Origin of the sequence: Streptomyces sp. NPDC002619 (assembly GCF_042889305.1) — a bacterium.
In the GTDB taxonomy this organism is placed as follows: domain Bacteria; phylum Actinomycetota; class Actinomycetes; order Streptomycetales; family Streptomycetaceae; genus Streptomyces.
The window spans coordinates 1-21,482 of record NZ_JBIAQV010000076.1; the positions used below are offsets into that span (position 1 = coordinate 1).

19 protein-coding genes and 4 pseudogenes are annotated in these 21,482 nt (G+C 68.6%); 13 read left to right on the forward strand and 10 right to left on the reverse strand.

Going from position 1 to position 21,482, the window contains the following annotated elements:
• Positions 1-78: 78 nt before the first annotated feature.
• The 3 genes from ACFYXB_RS42870 to ACFYXB_RS42880 all read right to left on the reverse strand — a co-directional run bounded on the left by ACFYXB_RS42870 (position 79) and on the right by ACFYXB_RS42880 (position 2,689).
• Positions 79-315, reverse strand: a complete 237-nt coding sequence (locus tag ACFYXB_RS42870; protein ID WP_389590687.1) for a hypothetical protein — start codon at positions 313-315, stop codon at positions 79-81.
• 117 nt (positions 316-432) lie between these two features.
• The gene (locus ACFYXB_RS42875) at positions 433-1,890 is read right to left on the reverse strand and encodes a catalase (RefSeq protein ID WP_389590688.1); all 1,458 of its coding nucleotides are present in this window, start codon (positions 1,888-1,890) and stop codon (positions 433-435) included.
• 100 nt (positions 1,891-1,990) lie between these two features.
• Positions 1,991-2,689, reverse strand: coding sequence for an MIP/aquaporin family protein (locus ACFYXB_RS42880; protein ID WP_389590689.1), 699 nt, complete (start codon positions 2,687-2,689; stop codon positions 1,991-1,993).
• Between the two features lie 636 nt (positions 2,690-3,325).
• On the opposite strand from ACFYXB_RS42880, the gene ACFYXB_RS42885 reads away from it, so the two are divergent.
• A complete protein-coding gene (locus tag ACFYXB_RS42885; protein WP_389590691.1) occupies positions 3,326-3,859 on the forward strand; it encodes an integrase core domain-containing protein in 534 nt (177 codons plus the stop codon).
• A 195-nt stretch (positions 3,860-4,054) separates the two neighbouring features.
• On the opposite strand, the gene ACFYXB_RS42890 is transcribed toward ACFYXB_RS42885, so the two are convergent.
• Both ACFYXB_RS42890 and ACFYXB_RS42895 read right to left on the reverse strand, forming a co-directional pair.
• Positions 4,055-4,549 (reverse strand): FMN-binding protein, encoded by a 495-nt coding sequence (locus ACFYXB_RS42890; protein ID WP_389590692.1) that lies wholly within the window; start codon positions 4,547-4,549, stop codon positions 4,055-4,057.
• A gap of 37 nt (positions 4,550-4,586) precedes the next feature.
• Complete coding sequence (locus ACFYXB_RS42895) at positions 4,587-5,954, reverse strand: ferric reductase-like transmembrane domain-containing protein (protein ID WP_389590693.1); 1,368 nt, start codon at positions 5,952-5,954, stop codon at positions 4,587-4,589.
• A gap of 433 nt (positions 5,955-6,387) precedes the next feature.
• On the opposite strand from ACFYXB_RS42895, the gene ACFYXB_RS42900 reads away from it, so the two are divergent.
• The 3 genes from ACFYXB_RS42900 (at position 6,388) to ACFYXB_RS42910 (ending at position 9,809) form a co-directional block, all read left to right on the forward strand.
• Positions 6,388-7,122, forward strand: coding sequence for a response regulator transcription factor (locus ACFYXB_RS42900; protein WP_389590695.1), 735 nt, complete (start codon positions 6,388-6,390; stop codon positions 7,120-7,122).
• Positions 7,119-8,633 (forward strand): sensor histidine kinase, encoded by a 1,515-nt coding sequence (locus ACFYXB_RS42905; protein WP_389590697.1) that lies wholly within the window; start codon positions 7,119-7,121, stop codon positions 8,631-8,633. The genes ACFYXB_RS42900 and ACFYXB_RS42905 overlap by 4 nt, the downstream gene beginning before the upstream one ends.
• 90 nt (positions 8,634-8,723) lie before the next feature.
• On the forward strand, positions 8,724-9,809 hold the full coding sequence (locus tag ACFYXB_RS42910; protein WP_389590699.1) for an integrase core domain-containing protein: 1,086 nt from the start codon (positions 8,724-8,726) through the stop codon (positions 9,807-9,809).
• Positions 9,810-9,842: 33 nt separating this feature from the next.
• Here ACFYXB_RS42910 and ACFYXB_RS42915 read toward each other — a convergent pair whose 3' ends face one another.
• The 3 genes and pseudogenes from ACFYXB_RS42915 to ACFYXB_RS42925 form a co-directional block, all read right to left on the reverse strand.
• On the reverse strand, positions 9,843-10,613 hold the full coding sequence (locus ACFYXB_RS42915; RefSeq protein WP_388506776.1) for an SDR family NAD(P)-dependent oxidoreductase: 771 nt from the start codon (positions 10,611-10,613) through the stop codon (positions 9,843-9,845).
• A gap of 208 nt (positions 10,614-10,821) precedes the next feature.
• A complete protein-coding gene (locus ACFYXB_RS42920; protein ID WP_389590700.1) occupies positions 10,822-11,826 on the reverse strand; it encodes an aldo/keto reductase family protein in 1,005 nt (334 codons plus the stop codon).
• Between the two features lie 393 nt (positions 11,827-12,219).
• A pseudogene (locus ACFYXB_RS42925) lies at positions 12,220-12,327 on the reverse strand (antibiotic biosynthesis monooxygenase); the annotation flags it as partial.
• Positions 12,328-12,570: 243 nt separating this feature from the next.
• On the opposite strand from ACFYXB_RS42925, the gene ACFYXB_RS42930 reads away from it, so the two are divergent.
• Positions 12,571-13,338 carry an SDR family NAD(P)-dependent oxidoreductase gene (locus ACFYXB_RS42930; protein ID WP_389590702.1) on the forward strand — a complete coding sequence of 256 codons (768 nt, stop codon included), beginning with the start codon at positions 12,571-12,573 and terminating at the stop codon, positions 13,336-13,338.
• Between the two features lie 71 nt (positions 13,339-13,409).
• The gene (locus ACFYXB_RS42935) at positions 13,410-13,604 is read left to right on the forward strand and encodes a hypothetical protein (RefSeq protein ID WP_389590704.1); all 195 of its coding nucleotides are present in this window, start codon (positions 13,410-13,412) and stop codon (positions 13,602-13,604) included.
• 576 nt (positions 13,605-14,180) lie between these two features.
• Here the strand turns inward: ACFYXB_RS42935 and ACFYXB_RS42940 are convergent.
• Positions 14,181-14,414, reverse strand: a complete 234-nt coding sequence (locus tag ACFYXB_RS42940; RefSeq protein WP_389590706.1) for a hypothetical protein — start codon at positions 14,412-14,414, stop codon at positions 14,181-14,183.
• Between the two features lie 601 nt (positions 14,415-15,015).
• Here ACFYXB_RS42940 and ACFYXB_RS42945 point away from each other — a divergent pair.
• From ACFYXB_RS42945 to tatC, 6 genes and pseudogenes are all read left to right on the forward strand, one after another.
• A pseudogene (locus tag ACFYXB_RS42945) lies at positions 15,016-15,697 on the forward strand (integrase); the annotation flags it as partial.
• Between the two features lie 515 nt (positions 15,698-16,212).
• Positions 16,213-16,641: an ATP-binding protein gene (locus ACFYXB_RS42950; protein WP_389590707.1), complete on the forward strand. Its 429-nt coding sequence runs from the start codon at positions 16,213-16,215 to the stop codon at positions 16,639-16,641.
• Positions 16,642-16,918: 277 nt separating this feature from the next.
• Positions 16,919-17,335 (forward strand): hypothetical protein, encoded by a 417-nt coding sequence (locus ACFYXB_RS42955; protein WP_389590708.1) that lies wholly within the window; start codon positions 16,919-16,921, stop codon positions 17,333-17,335.
• Positions 17,336-17,504: 169 nt separating this feature from the next.
• Positions 17,505-18,482 (forward strand): hypothetical protein, encoded by a 978-nt coding sequence (locus ACFYXB_RS42960; protein ID WP_389590710.1) that lies wholly within the window; start codon positions 17,505-17,507, stop codon positions 18,480-18,482.
• 2 nt (positions 18,483-18,484) lie between these two features.
• Entirely contained in the window at positions 18,485-18,754 is a 270-nt protein-coding gene (gene tatA / locus ACFYXB_RS42965) for a Sec-independent protein translocase subunit TatA (RefSeq protein ID WP_389590711.1), read from the forward strand.
• 393 nt (positions 18,755-19,147) lie between these two features.
• Entirely contained in the window at positions 19,148-20,086 is a 939-nt protein-coding gene (gene tatC / locus ACFYXB_RS42970; protein WP_389590713.1) for a twin-arginine translocase subunit TatC, read from the forward strand.
• A gap of 142 nt (positions 20,087-20,228) precedes the next feature.
• Here tatC and ACFYXB_RS42975 read toward each other — a convergent pair.
• A pseudogene (locus tag ACFYXB_RS42975) lies at positions 20,229-20,713 on the reverse strand (integrase core domain-containing protein); the annotation flags it as partial.
• Between the two features lie 187 nt (positions 20,714-20,900).
• On the opposite strand from ACFYXB_RS42975, the pseudogene ACFYXB_RS42980 reads away from it, so the two are divergent.
• Positions 20,901-21,248, forward strand: a pseudogene (locus tag ACFYXB_RS42980) (FCD domain-containing protein); the annotation flags it as partial.
• Positions 21,249-21,482: the final 234 nt, after the last annotated feature.

The following is a 21,482-nucleotide window of genomic DNA, read 5'->3' on the forward strand; positions in this document are numbered from 1 at the left end:
CATCTCGAAGCGTGGAGAACGGCCGCCTCCGCTGTCCCGGGAAGAACCGCAGATCAGCAGGTCGGGTGACGTGCGAGGTTAAACGTCAAGCTCAGGCGCGCCGCCGAATCGACGTAGCTCGATCAGTTCCAGGCAGAGCGCTTCGATCTGGGCCAGCACGCCATGCAACGCGGCCTGCTCGGGCAGCATCCCGACGAGCAGGGTTTCGGCTCCCTGGATCTCAGCGTGCAGGCGGGGAAACGCGCCAAGCAGCGTCTGGCTCAGCTGCCCGCGCACGCGGATCTCGTAGCATGCGGATTTCGTCGGATTGTTCATCGCGTCAGCGTTCCGCCCAGAATCTGGGCTGTTCAATGCCGGACGGTTACTCCGGACGTCAAGGGGATGGGCCCGGCGCCTGCCGGCGCCGGGCCCATGGGTGGTTCGGGCCGCACGTCAGGACTCCCCAGCGCGGACGCTCTTCTCGATCCGTTCGCCGAGGGTCTGGTCGACGTTCTTCCAGTACTCGAAGGCGCGCTCGAGCACCGGCTCGGACACGCCGTTGAGCAGGTGGCCGGTGATGTTGGACACCAGCCGGTCGCGGGCGGCGTCGTCGAGGACCTCGTGGACCATGGTGCGGGCCTGCCCCCAGTCGTCGTCGTCACGGCGCAGCGTGTAGGCGGCGCGGACCATGTCGCCGTCGGCGGACCAGTGAACCTCAGCGGCGGCCACCGGGTCGGCCTGTGGGCCGCCGTAGGAGTTCGGGGCGTACACCGGGTCGGAGACGTTGCGGATCCGCATCGCGCCGTCCTTGGAGTAGGAGTGCACCTCGGCCCTGGCAGAGTTCACCGGGATCTGCTTGTAGTTGACGCCGAGCCGGGCGCGGTGCGCGTCCGCGTAGGAGAACCCGCGGGCCAGCAGCATCTTGTCCGGCGACAGCCCGGTGCCGGGCACCTGGTTGTTCGGCTCGAACGCGGCCTGCTCCATCTCGGTGTGGAAGTCGGTCACGTTGCGGTTCAGCGTCAGCCTGCCCACCTCGTGCAGCGGGTAGTCGCCGTGCGGCCACACCTTGGTCAGGTCGAACGGGTTGAACCGGTAGGTCTTGGCCTCCTCGAACGACATGATCTGCACCTTCAGCGTCCAGCTCGGGTGCTCGCCGCGCTTGATCGTCTCGAACAGGTCACGCCGGTGGTAGTCGCCGTCCTTGGCGGCCAGCGCGTCGGCCTCGGCCTGGGTGAGGAACTCGATCCCCTGGTCGCTGATGAAGTGGTACTTGACCCAGAACAGCTCACCGGCGGTGTTGAGCCAGGAGTAGGTGTGGCTGGAGTACCCGTTCATGTGCCGCCAGGTGCGCGGGATGCCCCGGTCGCCCATCAGCCAGGTCACCATGTGCGCCGACTCCGGGGACAGGGTCCAGAAGTCCCACTGCATGTCGTTGTCCCGCAGCCCGCTGTCGGCGCGGCGCTTCTGGGACCGGATGAAATGCTGGAACTTCATCGGGTCGCGGATGAAGAACACCGGGGTGTTGTTCCCCACGATGTCGAGATTGCCCTGGGAGGTGTACAGCTTCAGCGCGAACCCGCGCGGGTCCCGCCAAGTGTCCGGGCTGCCCTGCTCCCCGGCCACGGTGGAGAAGCGGATGATCGTGTCGGTGTGGGTGCCGGGCTGGAAGACCGCGGCCCTGGTGTAGGCGCTGACGTCGTTCGTGACCTCGAAGTAGCCGAACGCGCCGGCTCCCTTGGCGTGCGGCTGACGCTCCGGGATCCGCTCCCGGTTGAAGTTGGCCATCTGCTCGATCAGGTAGTCATCCTGCAGCAGGATCGGGCCGTCGGGGCCGACTGTCAGCGATTGGTCGTCGCTGGCCACCGGGATGCCGGCATCGGTCGTCGTCGGCTTGGGCTGCGTGCTGGTCATGGACACTTGCTCCTTTTTGTGGGGGGGGACCCGGGGTGGTGGTTGACCCGGGGCAGTGATCGGTGCGTCCGCGGGCCGGCGCCGGCCCGCCCGCGATTGATCACTTGTCGGCGGGATTGAGCGCCCGGAACGTCAGCCCCGCCGCGATGCCGGCGGCCAGCTGGACGACGAGGTAGACCCAGATCGTCGACCAGCCGAACATCCCGGTGGTGGCGCCGCCCAACGCGACCGCCGGGTTGAACACACCGCCGGAGATGCCGCCGACGGCGAACGCGCCGGCCGCGACGGTGAACCCGATCGCGAGCCCGAAGAACCCGTTGTTGGGCTGGTCCTTGCTGGTGGCCACGTTCAGCACCACGTAGCACAGCGCGAAGGTGATCAGCAGCTCGACCACGGCGGCGGCCGCCTCGGTGTGCCCTGACAGGGTCAGGGTCTTGACCGTCGCGGGGTTGACCACGGCGCGGGCGATGGCCCCGGCGGCGACGCCGGCCACCACCTGCGCGACCCAGTACGCGACCGCGTCCCGGGTTCCGATCCGGCGGCGGATCAGCGCCGCCAACGTCACCGCGGGGTTGTAGTGGCCGCCCGAGATGTGCCCGCCGGCGTAGACCATGACCATCAGGGTCGCGCCCGCAGCCAGCGGCACGAACGCGCTGCCGCTCAACGCGGCCACCCCGACCGCGAACATCAGGAAGAACGTGCCGATGAACTCGGTGACGTATTTCCGCGTCGCCACCCCGAACTGCAGGGCGGGAGCCGCGTATGTCGGCGCTCCCTCCCTTGTGGTTACTCCTGCCATTTTGGTGCGCTCCTTTTCCTGCTGTTCAGCTGGGCATCGTTGCCTGCGCCCGTTCCGGTTCGGCTTGACCGGCTGGTTTCAGCGTCGCGTCCGGCCTGGTGAACCGGCATCACATAGTTCTGGTGGTTTTCGAGCGAAATGTCCGGATCGCGGGTCACGCCGCCCCCCGGCGAAAGCAACGATGAAAAGCCTGATGGCGGCGCCACCATGGCCCCGGCGCTTGGTGAGGCGCCCGTCACACGAACTTGGTGAAGCCGGAGCACGCTTCCACGCGCGGGATGCCGGGCTACGACGCGGCCTCCGGCCAGCAGCGGGCTGTGCGGCCCGAGCCGACGCGGTCGCAGAAGACAGGGCAGAGTCGTCCTCGACGGTGAAGCCCCCCGAGGAGCACACCGGCTCTGCGGTCGCGGGCAGCGCGCCCGCAGAGCCGGCCGCCGGGTGGCTGCCAGGCGAGCAGCATCCCCGCTTCCCCGGGCGACGCCACTGGAACAGGGTCCAACCCCCGGTGACGGCCTCACCGCGGAGGGTATCCACGCAGGTCAGGGCCGCAACAAGGTTCCTGTGGGGCTCGCAAAGTCATCGCTGCAGGTGGGAGCCTGCGTACCGAGCCCTCGACAGTGGCTGGGATGCTGCACGGTGATCACCTCGCTGCAGTACCGGGCCACCCGTTCGCTGCTGTCCGTGCCGGCGGTACTGCTGCGCCGGGAGACCGCCAAGGATGTCGAACTGCCGGTGCTGCGGCACGAGAACGCGGTACTGCGACGGCAACTCACCAGTCCGGTCCGCTACGAGCCCGCCGACCGGTTCTGGCTGGCCGCGCTGTCGTCGCTGATACCGCGCCGCCGCTGGAGCAGCGTCTTCCCCGTCACGCCAGCCGTGCCGCAGGCGCCGCGGATGAACGCCCGCTGCGAGCGCGTGACCGGCACGATCCGCCGGGAGGCACTCGACCACGTTCTGATCATGAACGAGGCCCACGCCCGACAGGCCCTCGCCGAGTACCAGCACCACTACAACAGGCAACGACCGCACCGGGCCCGAGACCGACGACCCCCGAGGCTCAGGACCAGCCCGCTGTCGGCCACGCCCCCCACGCCCAAAGGCTCCTACGCACCCGCGTCCTCGGCGGAGTCATCAACGAGTACAGATACGCCGCTTGAGCTGCAGCGATGACTTTCCGAGCCCCACACCTCGTCCACCCAGTGCAGCCAGACCACGGCTTGGTCGAGGGCGCGGTGGATGGCGTGTGTGGGCGTGTCGCAGATGTCGAAAGAGAAGACCGTGCCCATGGCGTGCTCGACGTGGCGGAAGCCGCAGGGCCCCTCGGATCCCGTGGAAGCCTTCGTGCCTTCGTACACCTCTGGCATCTCAGGCACCGGCCTTGTCCAAAGCGCTCTGCAGGGACTGCATGTAGCCCTCGCTGGTGTAGGAGGCACCGGAGACGGCCTGAATCTGCGCACTCTGCGCGGCCAGGGCCTCCTGGGTGAGGGTGGGCACGGCGTAGGCGGCGAGCGACTGGCTGTGCGGCGAATCGTTCGGGGTCTGCAACGCTCGGACGTTGGTCAGCTTGCCGTGGGAGAAGGTGGCGGCGACCTGCATCGGGCCGTACGGGGTCTGCTCGACGGCACCGGTGTAGGTGCTGGCGGCGCCGCCCCCGCTGCCACTGCCGCTCTTCGACTCGCCGGCGCTGCTGGACGGGCTCGACTGGCTGGCACCGGAGCCTGACGTGGGCGGGGCGACCGCGGCACTTCCGCCGGAACCCGCGATGACCGGCAGGGCGGTCTGGTGCGGTTTCAGGCCCAGTAGCAGGACCAGGCCCGCAACGGTCGACGTGGTCAGGATGGCGGTTCGGCGCGCTGCCATGGAGTTGCTCCTTTGTCCTTGAGGGTCCCTGGAACGGTCAGAAGGTGAAGGACTCGTGGTGGATGCGGCGGCGGGGCACGCCGGCCGCTCGCAGTGCCGATATCCCCGCGGCCGTCATCCCCGGCGGCCCGCACAGGTAGACGTCGCGCTCGGCGATGTCCGGGACGAGGTAGGCCAGTCCACTCGCAGTGAGGGGCGAGGAGTACTCGGCGGGTTCGTCGACCACGTAGTGCGCGGTCGCGCCGCGATCTACCGCTATGGCGTCCAACTCCTGCCACAGCGCCAGGTCCTCCGGGCGGCGCGCCCGGTAGATCAGGGTGACGTCGCCGTGCAGTGTCTCGAACAGGGCACGCAGCGGGGTGATGCCGACGCCGCCGCCCAGCAGCAGGACCTTGCGGGCGGTGCGCCGGGCCGCGGTGAAGGCACCGTACGGCCCCTCGGCCCACACCCGGGTGCCCGGCCGGAGCCCGGCCAGCGCCTCGCTGTGGCCACCGACGGCCTTCACGGTGATCCGCAGGAACTCCCTGGTCGGCGGCGCAGAGAGCGAGTACGGGTTCGCCGTCCACCACATCCCGCGGGCCAGGAAACGCCAGCGGAAGAACTGACCGGGCTCGGCACCCAGCTCGTCCAGGTACCGCCCGGTCATCCAGACCGACACCACGCCGGGCGCCTCCGGCCGGACCTCCGCCACGGTCAGCCGGTGCCGCGACGCCCGCCGCACCGGGGTGACGAAGCGGTACCACACCAGTAGCCCGGCCACGCCGAGGTAGAGGGCGTACCAGGCGAGCAGGGCGAGGCGGTGCGCAACGAAGTCCGCGCCGTCGGAGAGCTGGTGGAAGAAGGCCAGGAAGATGGCGAGATACGTGGAGAAATGCAGGTAGTGCCAGGTCTCGTAGCGCAGTCGGCGGCGCGCGGCGCGAGCCGAGATGATGCCGGTGGCGACCAGGAGCAGGAAGCCCGCAGTGGCCTTGAGCATGTCGGGATAGGTGAGGACGAGCGTGCTGGTCTGACTGACGACGCCTGTGTGAGTGGTTGCCGCGTAGCCGAGAATGATCAGCAGCGTGTGGGCGAGCGTGAGCGAGATGGTGTAGCGGCCGCCCAGCGCGTGCCAGCGGGCCAGGCGATCCGAGCCGACAGCCCGTTCGAGCAGGGGAAAGCGGGACATCAGCCCGAGCAGTACCGCGCAGGCGTACCCGGCGAGCAGACCGGTGACCCGCCCGGCGTCGGTCAGCCATCCGGCGAGGCCGACCACCGAGGTGGTGTCGATCCACCACAGGCCCACCACGGCTGCCGCCCCCGCGTAGATCAGCAGTTGGGCCACGACCGGAACGATTCGGTAGGAGGGTACGGCGGGCTGCGGGGAGCGGGTCCTGGCATGGCGATTGTACGTGGACGTGGTGGCCACGGGACTCCTCTCGTCGACTCACGGTGCCCTGTGGTGCCTCGGGCGCCGCGTCGACGTGGTGGTACGTCGGTGTGGTGCGTGTGCGTCGGCCACCTTTCCAGCGGAATTTCTCAAAGGCCTCTGAACGCGCCCTTCGCCCGCCAATTCAGAGAGAAATCAGAAAGTGCTCATCTCCCAGTGACGTTGCCGCCGAGGGCGCTCGCCTGCAAATTGCAGCGGTGGGATTCCGGGCACCACGACCGCACCAGATCGGGCGGGGACAGTGGGGAATCAATGCTGGTCACGGGATTCTCCTTGGCCGGGAATGCTGTCGGTCACTTTGGCAACGCCTGCCCTGAGAAGCCTCTGAACCGGGCCGCTCCTGCGATTCAGAGGAAATTCAGACGATGCGCGCGCTCCACCACGTCCGGGTCAGGGAGATCCTGGATGCATCATGAAGAACGCGACCGAATCTGCCCCATTGCGCCGGCGCGACGGCAGCCCGGCCCGTGTCCTCGTCGTGGACGACGAGCCTGATCTGACCGAGGCCCTCGCACAGGGCCTGCGCTACGAGCACTTCGAGGTGCGCTGCGCGGGCGATGGGGCCTCCGCAGCGGCGGGCGCGCGTGCCTTCCGCCCCGACGCCGTGATCCTCGACTGGATGTTGCCCGACGCCGATGGGCTGCATGCGCTCCACGAGCTGCGCGCCGAGCAGCCGGGTGTCTGTGTGCTTTTCCTCACCGCGCGCGATGCCGTCGAGGACCGCATCGCGGGGATCACGGCAGGGGGCGACGGCTATGTCACCAAACCGTTCAGCCTGGAGGAGGTCATGGCCCGGCTGCGCGGTCTGCTGCGCAGCGCGGGCCTGGCCCGAGAGCCGGGCAACGGCCGTCTGGTGGTCGGTGACCTCGTGCTGGAGGAGGAGGCCCACGAGGTCAGCAGGGCCGGGGACCCGATCGAGCTGTCACGCACCGAGTTCGAACTCCTGCGGTTCCTGATGCGCAATCCGCGCCGGGTGCTTTCCAAGGCCCAGATCCTCGACCGGGTGTGGTCCTACGATTTCGGCGGACAGGCCCACGTCGTCGAGCTGTACATCAGTTACCTGCGCAAGAAGATCGACGCGGGGCGGACGCCCTTGATCCACACGGTGCGCGGGGTCGGTTACGTCCTCAAGCCGGACGCATCGTGAGAGGTCTTGGGAGGGGCACTCTGGCGGGGCGGCTGCCGGTCCCCCTCACCCTGCGCGCCCGCCTCACCACGGGGCTGGTGGCACTGCTCGCCCTCGCCTGTGCGGCGGTCGGCCTGACAAGCGTTGTGGCCCTGAACCATTTCCAAGTGCGCCGCCTCGACCAGCAGCTGAGCGCGACGGGGGGCCGATTCGCGGCGAGCCTGGAGCACGAGCGCCACTCCGGCAACGACGACCATGCAGACACCCGCGGTCAGTCATACGGGACGTTCGGCGCCCGTCTCCACACCGGACAACCGGCCCGAGCCGCCGTGGTGCGCGACGATACGGATGCGTTCGTGCTCCTCACGGCCGACGACCGCCTCGTGCTGGCCTCCGTCCCGTCCGATCACGAGGGCCACACGGTCATGCTCTCCGGGCTTGGCCACTACCGCGTCGTCGCCGTCCACGGCGACGACGGCGACGTGCTGATCACCGGGCTTCCGATGCGTCCCATGGAGGAGACCGTGCACCGGCTCGAAGCCGTGGAGCTCATCGTGTTCGCCGCCGCACTGATCGCCACGGGTATGGCCGGGGCGCTGTGGGTCCGGCTGTCACTGCGCCCCCTGGCCCGGGTCGCAGCCACCGCCCAAGAGGTCGTGCAACGCCCGCTGGCCAGCGGCGAGGTGGCCATGCCCGACCCGGTACCGGAGACAGATCCGCGCACCGAGGTGGGACGTGTGGACGCCGCGCTCAACGGTATGTTGAGGCATGTCAGTGACGCGCTGGCCCGGCGGCATGCGAGCGAGGAGAGGCTGCGGCACTTCGCCGCCGACGCAAGCCACGAACTGCGTACCCCGGTGGCCACCGTCCGGGCCCACACGGAACTCGCGCTGCAGCATTCCGGCCCCATGCCCGACGAAGTCCGCCACGCCCTCACCCGCATCCAGTCGGAGACGGAGCGTATGAACGGCCTCGTCGACGACCTACTGCTCCTCGCCCGGCTGGACGCGGGCCGACCGCTGGCCCGCGAGACGGTCGACCTGACCCGGCTCGCACTCGACGCGATGGACGACGCCCGCGCCGCCGGCCCGGACCACCGCTGGACCCTCAACCTGCCCGAAGAACCGGTGGCGGTCATCGGCGACCCACACCGGCTCCACCAGACCGTCACCAACCTCCTCGCCAACGCCCGGATCCACACACCTCCCGATACGAAGGTTTCGCTGCGCCTCGACACTGGAGCCGACACCGCCCGGCTGACGATCACAGACGACGGGCCGGGCGTCCCGGAAACCTTCCTGCCCGATCTGTTCGAGCGCTTCTCCCGCGCCGACCCGAGCCGATCACGCTCGGCCGGCGGCACCGGCCTCGGGCTCGCGATCGTTGCCGCTGTGGTGAAAGCCCACGGGGGTTCGGTCGAGGTGACCAGCCGCCCCGGCAACACGTCCTTCCACGTCCGCTTGCCGAAGGCCGAACTGAGCAGCTGTTGTCCTTCCAGGCTTGAGGGTTACGTTTCCGCTGGTCAGGCCTAGCGGCAGCAGTCGCCGGACGACCTTGGGCCGCTCGAAAAGTCATCACTGCTGGTAGCTACGGTGTGTTGCGCCGGCTGGCGGCATCCTCGGGTGATCGTGTCTCTGCTGTACAAGGTCGCGCGGCAGCTGCTGTCCGTCCCGTCGGTGCTGCTGCGCCGCGACACCGCAAAGGATGCCGAACTTCTCGTGTTGCGACACGACAACGCCGTGCTGCGCCGCCAGCCGGCGAGCCCGGTCCGCTACGAGCCAGCGGATCGGTTCTGGTTCGCCGCCCTGTCCGCGTTGATACCCCGTCGGCGCTGGAGCGAGATCTTCCCGGTCACCCCGAGTACCCTGCTGGCATCGCACCGTAGGTTCACCGCCGCGAAGTGGGAGTACTCCGCGCACCGACGCACTGGGCGGCCGCCCACCCGAACGGTGATCAAGACGCACGTCCTGCAGCTGGCCCGGGAGAATCCACTCTGGGGACACAGGCGTATTCAAGGGGAGTTGGCCCGACTCGGGCACCGGGTCGCCGCATCGACGGTGTGGGAGATCCTCAACGCGGCCGGCGTCGGCCCGCCACCTCGTCGCTCAGGCCCGACCTGGCGCGAGTTCCTCACCGCGCAAGCCGAGGGAATCATCGCGGCAGACTTCTTCCACATCGACACCGCCCTCGGCAGACGGCTGCATGCGCTGGCATTGCCCGAGCACGGCACCAGGCGCCTGCACATCTCGGGAGTCACCACTCGTCCGACCCGGGAATGGGCCGTGCAGCAGGCGCGGAACCTCACCACCGAACTGGGCACACGCATAGAGTCCCCGCGCTTCCTGCTGCGCGACCGCGACGGCAAGTACGGTGTGGCGTTCGACGCTGCCTTCGAGGCTGACGGACTGGAGGTGATCTTGAGTGCTCCGCGGGCTCCTCGGATGAACGCCCGCTGCGAGAAGATCATCGGTAGCATCCGGCGCGAAATCCTCGACCACGTGCTGATCCTCGACGAGGCCCATGTCCGGCGTGTCCTGGCCGAGTACGAGCGGCACTACAACACACACCGCCCCCACCAGGGACGACATCAACTACCGCCCGACGCCAGGGAACAGCCCGACGCCATGACGCATGATTGCGATCCTCGGAGCGTGCTGCGGACGCGGCTCCTCGGCGGCCTCATCAACGAGTACAGATATACGGCGTGACGTGCAGCGATGACTTTTCGAGCGGCACAGGCTTCACGGCGCGGGCCAGGTCTCCGGGAGATGGTGACCACCGTCCGCCACCAGGACCGTGCCGGTGACGAAGGAAGCCGATTCATGCGCCAAGAACAGCACGCACGCCGCGATCTCCTCCGCCCTGCCGCTGCGCCCGAACGGCCCCGCTGCGGCGGCCGCGGCCTCGAACTCCAGCTGTGAACCGGTCGCCACATAACCGGGAGCCACGATGTTCACCGTCACGCCATCCCTGACGACCTCGAGGGCGAGCGCCTGGGACAGCCCCACCAGCCCCGCCTTCGCCGCTGTATAGGTGGCCTGGCCCGGCATCGCAGTGACCGTTCCCGTGGTGGAACCGACCGAGACGATCCGGCCGTATCCAGCCGCCCTCATGGCGGGCACCACGGCGCGGCACATCAAGAAGGCCGTCGTCAGATTGCGGGCCAGAGCAGCGTTCCAGTCCGCCAGTGACAGGGCGACGACGTCCCCATCAGCGTCCCAGCCCGAGGTCACCGAGGTCATGCCCGCATTGTTCACCAGCACATCGACCCGACCCCATCGCTCGAATGCGGCGTGCAGCACGGCATCCGCGCTTCCTTCGAGGGTCAGGTCGGCGACCACACCCACAGCAGCCTCGCCCAATTCCGCGGCACGCTCGTGGATCCGCTCGGAGGTCGCGCACAACACGACCCGGCCGCCCTCCGCGACAAGTCCCCGCGCCACCGCGGCACCGATCCCGTCCGGAGCTCCTGCGCCCGTGACGATTGCCACCCGGTCCTGAAAACGAGCCATGTGATCCAGCCATTGTGTGTGATTCGGATGTGCGGAGGAAGTGGACTGTCCTGTCGAAAGAGCCCGCCGTTGTGGAGCGCGGCTCCCCCGGCCACCTCATTCGGCTGTGAGCCGAAGCAGGCGGGGCGTGCTGTTGTGACGCTTCACGGAAATCGGCTTGGCCGCCTGAACGGTCGCGACTGCCGATCACCGCAATGGCGTCGATGCCTCAGGGGCGGCGCTGCGGCACATTGTCGTGGACCCGCTTGGGGTCGGTGACCGCAACCGGCTCCAGGACCTCCTCGATGCGGGCCATGAGGTCAGCCTCCAGCACGACACCGGACGCCTTGGCATTCTCCTCGACCTGCTCCGGACGCGAGGCACCGATGATGGCGGCCGAGACGTTGGAGTTCTGCAGCACCCAGGCCACGGCCAGTTGCGCGAGCGACAGCCCGGCCTCGACGGCCAGCGGCTTGAGCCGCTGAACGGCCTCCAGCACCTCATCGCGCATCCACCGCGCGATCATGTCGGCCCCGCCCTTGTCATCGGTGGCCCGCGAGCCCTGCGGAGGCCGGCGACCGGGCTCGTACTTGCCCGTCAGCACACCCTGCGCGATCGGAGAGAACACCACCTGACCCATGCCCAGCTCCTCGCAGGTGGGCACGACCTCCCCCTCGATGACCCGCCACAAGGCGTTGTACTGGGGCTGATTGGACACCAGAGGGATACGCAGTTCCCGCGCCAGCGCGTGAGCACGCCGGATCTGCTCCGCGGGCCACTCGGAAACACCGATGTAGTGAGCCTTGCCGGAGTGGACGATGTCGGCGAACGCCTCCATCGTCTCCTCCAGCGGCGTGGCCACGTCGTACCGGTGCGCCTGGTACAGGTCCACGTAGTCGGTCCGCAGGCGTCGCAGCGATCCTTCGATCGACTCCATGATGTGCTTGCGTGAGAGCCCTAGATCGTTGCGACCCGGTCCGGTCGGCCAGTACACCTTGGTGAAGATCTCCAGTCCCTCGCGGCGTTCGCCCTTCAGCGCGTCGCCCAGGACCGACTCGGCACGCGTTGCCGCATAGACATCGGCCGTGTCAAAGGTGGTGATGCCCAGGTCCAGCGCCGCGCGCACGCATGCGGTGGCCGCCTCCGCCTCCACCTGCGAGCCGTGGGTCAGCCAGTTCCCGTAGGCGATCTCGCTGATGACCAGGCCACTGCGGCCGAGATGACGGTATTCCATAGGGGCAGTCCTTTGTTGGCATGTGCGAGGCAGTCGACACGGCCCGGTGCAAGCGCACCATGGTCTGCCGCCAGCTCGGCACCCGGGCGGTTGCTGGCGGGGCCCTTGGCAGGGCTTTCATCAGATCATTTCGTGCCCCCCGGGCAACAGCACTTGCCTACTGCTGCTGAACGTACTCCGGACAGGGTTACCCAGCCGCCAGCCGGCCTCGTGACCCGGCGATGAGGGTGTCTTGGCCAGAGGTAGGCCGAGACACCCTCGACAGCGACGTGGATCCACTGCCTTCCGGCGGTGGGCGAGGCTCTGGCACCGCACGCACAGGGTGCCGGTGAGTGACATGTTCCGGCCCAGGAGAACGCGGCAGTCGCGTTTCCCTGCTCCTCCGCGACTCCGTCAGCCCTGGACGGCCATTTCCCCGAGCAGAGACCAGTCATCCTGCTCCAGGACCGCGTTGACGATTCGCGGCGTCTCGACCAGGTGGGGTGGCAGGGTCTGCTGTGCCCGGCAGGTGGAACTTAATGATCGATCTCCGAGTGGCACCCACGTCCGGGCCGGGCGATTCTGGTGCTGATGGCCCCAGTGGTGAACAAGGACGCGCCCACCGCAACGGAGAAACCCACGGCAGCCCTCCCCCTTCCTCCGTACGCGAGGAGAAACAGCCAGCCGCTGCCGTGGGTTCTGGCCCGTACACGACACTCCCGGCATTGGGCGTGACCGCCGGACCCCTGCCACGGTAGGAGAACGATGCGTGGAAAACTAACAGGCAGGAAGGCCTTGGTCACCGGTGGCGCACGAGGGATCGGCGCGGCAGTGGCCCGCAGGCTCGCCGCTGACGGGGCGGACGTTGCGATCAACTACCGAAGCAGCAGCGACGCGGCTGAAGCACTCGCCGCCGAGATCATCGCCGATGGCCGCCGCGCAGCCGCCATCAGGGCGGACGTCAGCGATCCGGACCAGGTCCAGCGAATGACAGATCAGGCCGCCGACGCTCTTGGCGGACTCGACATCCTGGTCAGCAACGCCGGAATCGAGCACTTCGGCGAACTGGACACCGTCACACCCGCCGACTTCGACCGTGTCTTCGCCATCAACACACGAGGCCAGTTCTTCGCCGTGCAGAACGCGGCACGACATATGAGCGAAGGCGGACGGATCGTCCTGACATCATCGGCCAGTGCCCACAAAGCGGTCTTCTACCACGCCCTTTATGCGTCGAGTAAGGCCGCCGTCGAATCCATCGCACTCAACCTCAGCCCTGAACTCGGCCGACGCGGCATCACCATCAACGCCATCGCGCCCGGCGGAACCGTCACCGACATGTCCGGCCGCGCAGGTTCCAACTACGTCCATCCCGACGTTGACGCCGATTTCAACACCGTCATCCGCACTGCCAGCTCGCTCGGGAGGATGGCCCAGCCCGTTGAAATCGCCGCAGTCATCTCGTTCCTGGTGTCCGACGACGCCTCGTTCATCACCGGCCGGACCATCGCGGCCGACGGCGGCTGGTTCTGACCCTGCCCTTGCCGAATACCTCATCCATGCAGGTGGCAGTAGCTGTCGCGGGTGTCTGACACGTCCTCATCATGGGAGAGGCTCATGCCCGACAGGTGCTTGCGGCCTACCAAAGGCACCACAACGAGCACCGGTCCCACCAGGCACGCAATCAACTACCACCCGATGCCCAGGAGCAGCCCGCCGCGATAGACACCGGCACCCACAAACTCCAGCGCACTCGGATCCTCGGCGGCCTCATCAACGAGTACAGATACGCCGCGTGACCTGCGGCGACGACTTTTCGAGCGGCACAGGGTCAACACCGTCTCCCCCGGTCTCGTCCGCACCGAGATGGCCCGCTTCGTGTGGGAGCACTCCGAGGACGAACTCAGCGCTGGACGCCTAGGGCCTGTCCGGCGGATCAGGTCGCAGAGAAGCGACGGTGCCAAATCAGCCCAGGTGAGCGGGGACGATGGGGGTCCCCCCGCGCGAGCGAAGCCGAGCGTGGGAGAGTCGGCAACCGACGACAACGCCGCTGGGAGTGCCCCCTCTGGGGGAGGGCGTGCCAGGCCCCGCGTCTGCGGCATGATCCGCGGACAGGCCCTAGAGACCTCGCCGGCCCCGCAGGACGACGTACAGGAGCCCTGACTCCGCAGGACAAAGACCGCGACCGCGGGTTGAATGGTCACCGTGGGTGTCCGGCGGCAGGCGCGAGACCACAGCGAGCCACCGGAAGGACGCCGCTGACGGCAGCCGTGGACGGCGGAACAGGTCAGGACGGCGCACTCGGGCGGGTACGCCGCCCTCGACCGTTTGCGGTCATACGCACCACCTCACTCATGACGGTGGCCTGGTTTCCCTCACGGGAACAGAGCGATCCCTATCAGGACCAGCAGGACGATGCCGACGACGAGGGCGACCGTGGCCCACGTCCCCCGGTGCTTGACCGAAACCGTGCCCCCGCCTCCGCGGGGCCGGTCCTCGGGCAACACGGGATGGGCCGGGCGGCCGCTCGCGTAGAACTCTTCGTCGGTCGGGTAGCAGTTGCGCGGATCGTCGAAGGCCCGCGGATCTATGCCATGTGGACTGCCCATGGGAACTCCCCGCGCGGAACTCACCAGGGTCCGGGCACCCGACGGGCGCCGGGGCACGCGTCACGGCCGGCGGATCACCACTTGCCGGGCGCGTAGTCCTTGAGGAAGACGCCGTACAGGTCCTCCTCGCCCTGCTCTCCGCGCACAATCGGATCGTATACCCGGGCCGCGCCGTCGATCACGACGCTGGTCGTCCAGCCCGTGCACGATGCGGCTCGCCTGGTCCGCCTGGCGACGCCGCCACCAGGCCCGAGCCCAGGCTAGCCATTACCGGATACAAGCCGCGAATCAGACATGAAGATCACGATCTACGGCTGGAGTACTACCCAAGGTTTTCTCATCGAAGTCACCGCAGAACTGGAGAAGGAGTACTGGATGTTCCGGGCGGAAAATCGGAACTGAATGCCAGGTGCTCGTGACCGGAGTCGGAGTTTCTGTGGCAGTAGGTAGCGCCGCTGTCGAGGACCTCGTCCCGGCCGGACGGTTGCCCTTGCCGAAAAAGCATCCGCCCTGGTGGGAGCCGGTATGCGGGGTGTCGACCCTGGTCGCTTGCGCCGGAGCTCTCGCGCGGCCGGCGATCGCCGCGACAAGATGATCAGCCGTGCTGCTGCGACTGGCCTATCTGGGTGTGACAAACGCGTTCGCCATGCTGCGCCTGCTGCCGGTGAGCGACCGGGAGAAGGACGTCGAGATCCGACTCCTGCGCCACCAGATCACCGTCCTGGAGCGCCAACTCGGAAAGAAAAGGCTGCGGTTCGACCCGAGCGACCGGGCGTTCCCGGCTGCTCTGCTGCATCAACTCCCGATGGACGTGCTGCGTCGGTTGCGGCTGCTGGTGCGTCCGGACACAGTTCTGCGCCGGCATCGCGACCTGCTCGCACGCCGCCATGCTGCCGCATCTCGACCCAAGCGCCCGGGACGACCGCGGACCGTGCACTCCATCCGCGCCCCCGTACTGCGTCTCGCGCGGGAGAATCCCGGCTGGGGGTATCGGCGCGTCCACGGTGAGCTGCTGGTCCTCGGGGTGAAGGTGGCCGCCTCCACCGTATGGGGAATCTTGCGGGGAGGCCGGGACCGACCCGGCGCCCGAGCGCAGTTCCAGCACATGGGCCGACTTCCTGCGCTCCCACGCCGACGCCCTGTTGGCATGCGACTTCTTCGAGACGGTCACCCTGACCGGAGCGCGGCTGTACGTATTCGCGGTGATCGAGCACACCACTCGGCGGATCCACATCCTGGGCGCCACCGCCCACCCGTCCAAGGCCCAGGTCGTGCAGGCCGCGGCCGGTGGCGCCGCCCTGGTCTTTACTACGGCCCGGCCGAGGTGTTCCCCCTCCCGCGCGAGCAAAGGTATGCGGTTCACCAAACGGCCGGCGACCTCAACTCTCCTTTTCCTCCGAAGTCCGTGCAGCCCGGAGAAGGATCCAGGACGTCTGCACGCCGGTGGCCGCGACCGAGCCGAGATGCGGGCAGGGACGTTCGTCCGGCTGTACGGCGTGACGTTCCCGCAGGGCCGTCCGGAAGACCACGGACGAGGGGTCCGAGCTGCCGGTGCCTGGTCCGGGCGAGTACGGCATCGAGCTCTGGCAGAGGCGAGTGAGTCCAGCCAGGCCGCTGGCATTGACATGACTCGCAAGAAGTCGAACAAAAGGGTCGAATAACTCGAACCGTTCGGTGTGCGTCGACCGTGGAACTGAATGAGCGCGCCCATGCAGGCTCCGGCCCACCGACCTCCCCGAAGTTGTTGGCGGTCTCCCCCGTTCCGGTCTCCGCACATCCACAGAAGAGCCAGAAGACCATGTTTGTGACCGATTCCCCCAGCCCGAGTTCACTGCTCGGCGAGCCCTGCCGCCACCAGGCGCTGCTCACCCTGCCCGCGCAGGAGGCGCACGTCTCCGCCGCCCGCCACTTCGCGGCCGATCTGCTGGAGACCTGGAGTGTGCCCGCAAGCGAGCGGGACTCCGCGGTTCTCATCGTCGACGAACTCGCCACCAACGCCGCCCAGTACGGCCGCGAGCGCATGACCCTGCTGCTCGGCCTCGACCACGGCACTCTGCACATCGTGGTCACTGACTCCGGCACGGCCGTGGAGCGCCATCGCCCCGACATCGCCCCCGACGAACACGGCCGCGGCACCGGCATCGTCCAGTACCTCGCCCAGTCGACCGAGGTCCACCAGACGTGCAGCGGCCGCGAAGTCCGCGCCTGCCTGAGGTGTTCGGCATGACCGGCCCAGGCGTTCCGCACGAACTGCGGCCCCCTGCCAGGGCCGGCACCGCGGCACGGCGGCGAGTCACCGGGGGCGTCTGCGGCGCCGGCTCACCCGACGACCCCGCCGAGTGGGCCTTTGCGACCCACAAGCCCTGCCCCATCGACGGCTGCCCGGGCCCGGCCCAGCTGCCCATGCGGTCCGCGGCACACCCATCGGCCCTCGACCCCGGCCACGACACGGTGCTGTGTCAACGCTGCGGCGCCGGCCCCTGCGTACCGGCGGAGGGGTGAGCATGGACGTCACCCCGGACAGCGCCGAGGACATCGCCGCCCCGCCCCCGCACGAGGCGTACGCGAATGCGCCAGACCTACGCCGCGAGATGCACCAAGTGCTCGCTCTCGGGGCCGAACGCGACGGCCGCCAGGCCAGGACCATCACCGGCCCACCCGTCGATGCGACGGCCGCCGAACGCGCCTGGCTGCTACGCCGGGCCGCCCTCATGGACCGGATGGCCCTGGACGACCCCGGCCCCGGCCCGGTCGCAGCCGCAGTAGAAACCGCCGAGCAACTCGTCCTGCACGACCGCCGCCATCCCGACCTGGTGGCCGGCCCGCACCGTCCCGACGCGTTCACGCTCGCGCCCAGCCGCCGCCTCTACGTCCGCCAGGAGTACGCCGCCTGGAAGGCCGCCGGGCACCCCGGAATCTGAATCGACCCCGACCGGACAGGAAGAAGGACACATGACCCGCAAGGACATCGACACCCGGCATGCCCCCGCAGCAGCCTGCCAACTCCACTCGCCTCGCCTGCCACGCCCGACAGCCATGCGTGAACATCGCGCCGGCCGGCGACAGGAACGGTCACGCCAGGGAAAGCCGATGAACGCACCGTGGCCGAACGCGAAGACCCAACGGCTTTTCCAGGTGCCCGAACGTGGTTGCACCCAGGGGCAGCGGCTGGGCGCCCATCCGGCCCAAACGCCCCCGCGCATTCCGCGGGCCGGGCAGCCGGTGCAGGTGACCATGCAGGCCACGGGCGGCGAACTGCGCTTCGCCGTACGCCTGTTGCCGGTCGAGCTCCCCGCGGTTGCGGCGGCGACGGGCGACGAAGTCACTTGTGAGGCCGGGCTGGACGACGTTGTGGGAATCTCTCGATGGCGCGGGCGGCGGACACCGGTGAAACCGCCGTGCCAAGTGCACCGGGAAACCGCCTCCCAGGCGCCCGCGCACGAGACCGCGGGCGCGGGCACGGACGCCGGGCTGCCCGGCCACCTCCTGCGGATCCCCTTCTGCGACGACGAGTGCCAGGCATCCGTCGGTGTAGAGCCCTGCCGGGTCGTGGACATCGACCGCCTCCGGGAGCGTGGTGTCCCGGCCGAGTGCGGCCGGGAAGCGGAAGGGGAATTCTTCGCCGTATCGGCGGACGGGCAACCGTGCTGGACGCGCCCGCCGGCGGCAGCGGGCCGTCGTCCGCGGCCAAAGGTGTGCGCCTCCCGCCGCGTCAACCTTCCGCAAGACCCGGTCGTGGGCGGGACGCTTCTTTGGGCAACGGCCGAGGCTCTGCGCGCGACCGGAGAGCGATGGGGGCATGCTTGGGGCGGCAAGACACGATGCGCCGCGAGCGCTCCCGCTCCCACCGCTGCCGCGCAGGAACAAGCGGCACGGATCGCCGAGGCAGGTACGAAGGCCGACGCAGAGGCCCGGCAGGTACTGGGCAGCGGCCTCTTCGGCAGCGCCGGCATCTGCGTGGTGGCCGCCCGCACGATCCGGCAGGGCCTCACGGCGGGGCCGTCCGCTCCACCCCAAGGTTGCACAGCCACGCACGGTAGCAAGCATGCGTTCGAAGGGGTGGTGTGACGATGTTCCGCAATGCGCTGGAGCCCTGGCACCTGCTGATCCTGGTCGCGGTGGTGGTTTTGATCTTCGGCTCGAAGAAACTACCCGACACGGCCCGGGCGCTGGGCAAGTCCATGCGGATCCTCAAGAGCGAGACCACGGCCATGAAGGACGACGGCGCCTCAAACGAGCCACGCCCCGAGCCTGCACCGGGACCGCGGACGATCTCGGGCGCTCCCGGAGATACCGCCACCGCCCGCACCGTGCCCACGGACAGCACGACCAGCCACTGAGACTGAGCCCGGTCCTGCGCGCCCCTGGCTGATCCCCGCACGAGACGCTGCCCGAAGCCTCCCCTGCCGGCTCACCTCTTGCGCTGTCGGGCCGCCCGCGTCGTTGTCTTCGGTATCGGCCGGCGTCTTGGCCGGAGCAACGCTGTTTCCTGGCCTGGGCGCGGCGCGGCGCGTAACAGTGGACGGTCTGAGGACCTTCGTGAGCCGCCCACCCTCGGGCTGGGTAGGGCAGCTCGCGGTAAGTGGTACCGACCTGGACCAACTGCCTCCTGGACGCGCTACCGGCCGCAACCGGCGCCGTGGCGAGCTCGCGCCCCACCGGGTGACGGAGACGATCAAGTACTAACGCAGGGCCGGTAGTCTCCGGTCTGCCGCACGAGATGAGGACGTGGCGTGCCCCAGTCGGCCCGCAACAAGGAGAAGGATCCCGAGGGGCGGATGCCGCTCGCGGAGCACCTTCGTGAGCTCCGCAACCGGCTCGCCAAGGCCGTCCTTGCCATCCTGGTCATCACGATCGCCGCAGCCTTCTACTACAAGGACATCATAAACTTCTTCACCAGGCCGGTGCTGGACTCGGTCGGCTGCCCGACGTCCTTCGCCGATCTGGCCAAGCAGACCGCGGACACCACCTGCGCGCGGATCACTATCAACGGTCTGCTCGCGCCCTTCACCCTGGCGCTGAAGGTGTCCCTGATGGCTGGCGTCGTGCTGGCCTCGCCGGTATGGCTGTACCAGCTGTGGGCGTTCGTTGCCCCCGGCCTGCACAAGCACGAGCGGAAATACGCCTACGCGTTCGTCGGCGCGGGCGTCCCGCTGTTCTTCGGCGGCGCCTTCTTCGCCTACAAGGTGCTGCCCACGACCGCGAAGGTGTTGATCGACTTCACCCCGCACGGGGTGGACAACCTGCTGCCGCTGGACGATCTGCTCGACCTCGTCACCCGCATGGTGGTCGTCTTTGGTCTCTCCTTCGAGATGCCGCTGCTGCTGGTGATGCTGAACCTCACCGGGGTGCTGTCCGGCCGGCGGATGCTCGGCTGGTGGCGCGGCATGATCCTGGGGATCACGGTCTTTTCGGCTGTGGCGACGCCGAGCACGGACCCGCTGACCATGCTGGCGCTGGCCGCGCCAATCTGGGTGCTCTATTTCGCCGCCGTTGTCTTTTCACTTCACAATGACCGGCGCAAGGCCCGCAGAGAGGTAGAGGGACCCGGCGACGACGAGGCCTCCGACCTCGACCTCACGCCGCAGGACATCGGCGAAGTGGAATCGGTGTCCGCCAGCCAGGCCCTGCCCGCGCAGCCGGACGCTGACGACGACGGCGCCGACGGGTAAGACGACGGGACCTGAGGAGGCTTCAGTAGGGCACGGAGCGCGGAGGCCCCGCCGACGCGCAACACCAGCTCCAGGCCGCCCGATCCCCGCCGCGCCGAGCGCTGCCCAGCCCTGCCCTTGCCGGATACCTCGTCCGCCCAGGTCACGCGGCGTGTTCGTACTCGTGGAGGGTGCCGCCGAGTCGTTCGCGTCTGCGTATGTCGAAGCGGGCGATCTGCCCTGGATCGTTGATCGCCTGGGGCAAGGGGTGCAGCGGTCAGGCGTTTGCGATGCCCTGATGCGGCCGATGGGAATTGAAAAATCGCTCGAACTCCCGCAGAGCGTGGCAGAGGTGGCGCTGGTTCCAGATCAACGTGCGGTCCAGCAGCTCCTCACACCGACACGTCTGCACCCACCGCTCCATCATCGAGTTCCTTCGCGGCATCTGGACCCCACTGAGCACGACCTCGACCCCCGCGTCCTTCAAGATGGCGTCGAACAGCTCAGGAAACTTGCCGCCCCTGACCTGGATCATGAAGCGCGCTCGGCAACCCGCGTCCTCCAGGTCCATGACGAGATTCTTCGCCGCCTGGACCACCAGACCGCCGACGGGTGCGCAGTCGCGCCCAGAATCCGGACCCTGCGGGTGCCGATAAATCATCCGCCCAGGTCCCGGCCTTGATCATCGAACTCCAGCTGTGCCCAACGCCTTCACCTGCAGAGGTAACCGGCAGCATCATGATCTGTCGTGCTACTGCGCGTCGACGAGACCGACTCGGCGGGACCCTTCACGAGTACCAACATGCCGCGTGACCAGGCCGGATGATTTATCGGCACCCGCAGGGCCACGGAGCGGCTTCGCGAGTTGCGCGAGGCGGGCGAGCAAGCGTTGGCGTCCGTCGACGTCGACGCCGTGGTCGCGGCCAACGCCGCCTTTCACGCGTACGTGATGGAGCTCGCCGCGAACTCGGTGCTCGCGGAGCTGTCCGCACAGGTGGATCGCCGCGTCTGGTGGCTTGACACACCCGTCGCCCGTACCCGCGGTGCACTGTCCGGGGACGAGCACCGGGCAATGATCGACGCCATCGCGGCAGGGGACGAGCAGCGGGCGCAGCAACTGATGCGGGATCACACGGAGCACACCCGCACCAGCTGCCACGAACGCACGGATTCCGAGCGGTGACGACAGCACGCCGCCACGGGATGCCATAGAGAGGACGACGGGTGTCCGCCGGACGCGGGAAGCCGCCCGCTGCGGACCGTCCCCGATGGGCGGGAGCGGACTACAGCGGGCAGCCGTCAGCCCGGCGCGATGGTGCGGACTAGAAGACTGCTGAAAATCTTGCTGGGGCGCTGTCCGGCCGGGAGGCCGGGCGGCCCCTTTCGCTATGCGGTGGCCGGGGCGAGGCGCCAGGTG

What these genes read in the sequence shown, in the direction of transcription:
- ACFYXB_RS42880 (WP_389590689.1), bottom strand. Translation starts at nt 2,689, where the DNA reads ATGGCAGGAGTAACCACAAGGGAGGGAGCGCCGACATACGCGGCTCCC.
- ACFYXB_RS42930 (WP_389590702.1), top strand. Translation starts at nt 12,571, where the DNA reads ATGCGTGGAAAACTAACAGGCAGGAAGGCCTTGGTCACCGGTGGCGCA.
- ACFYXB_RS42960 (WP_389590710.1), top strand. Translation starts at nt 17,505, where the DNA reads ATGAACGCACCGTGGCCGAACGCGAAGACCCAACGGCTTTTCCAGGTG.
- ACFYXB_RS42935 (WP_389590704.1), top strand. Translation starts at nt 13,410, where the DNA reads ATGGGAGAGGCTCATGCCCGACAGGTGCTTGCGGCCTACCAAAGGCAC.
- ACFYXB_RS42915 (WP_388506776.1), bottom strand. Translation starts at nt 10,613, where the DNA reads ATGGCTCGTTTTCAGGACCGGGTGGCAATCGTCACGGGCGCAGGAGCT.
- ACFYXB_RS42950 (WP_389590707.1), top strand. Translation starts at nt 16,213, where the DNA reads ATGTTTGTGACCGATTCCCCCAGCCCGAGTTCACTGCTCGGCGAGCCC.
- ACFYXB_RS42955 (WP_389590708.1), top strand. Translation starts at nt 16,919, where the DNA reads ATGGACGTCACCCCGGACAGCGCCGAGGACATCGCCGCCCCGCCCCCG.
- ACFYXB_RS42890 (WP_389590692.1), bottom strand. Translation starts at nt 4,549, where the DNA reads ATGGCAGCGCGCCGAACCGCCATCCTGACCACGTCGACCGTTGCGGGC.
- tatA (WP_389590711.1), top strand. Translation starts at nt 18,485, where the DNA reads ATGTTCCGCAATGCGCTGGAGCCCTGGCACCTGCTGATCCTGGTCGCG.
- ACFYXB_RS42900 (WP_389590695.1), top strand. Translation starts at nt 6,388, where the DNA reads ATGAAGAACGCGACCGAATCTGCCCCATTGCGCCGGCGCGACGGCAGC.
- ACFYXB_RS42875 (WP_389590688.1), bottom strand. Translation starts at nt 1,890, where the DNA reads ATGACCAGCACGCAGCCCAAGCCGACGACGACCGATGCCGGCATCCCG.
- ACFYXB_RS42870 (WP_389590687.1), bottom strand. Translation starts at nt 315, where the DNA reads ATGAACAATCCGACGAAATCCGCATGCTACGAGATCCGCGTGCGCGGG.
- ACFYXB_RS42920 (WP_389590700.1), bottom strand. Translation starts at nt 11,826, where the DNA reads ATGGAATACCGTCATCTCGGCCGCAGTGGCCTGGTCATCAGCGAGATC.
- ACFYXB_RS42940 (WP_389590706.1), bottom strand. Translation starts at nt 14,414, where the DNA reads ATGGGCAGTCCACATGGCATAGATCCGCGGGCCTTCGACGATCCGCGC.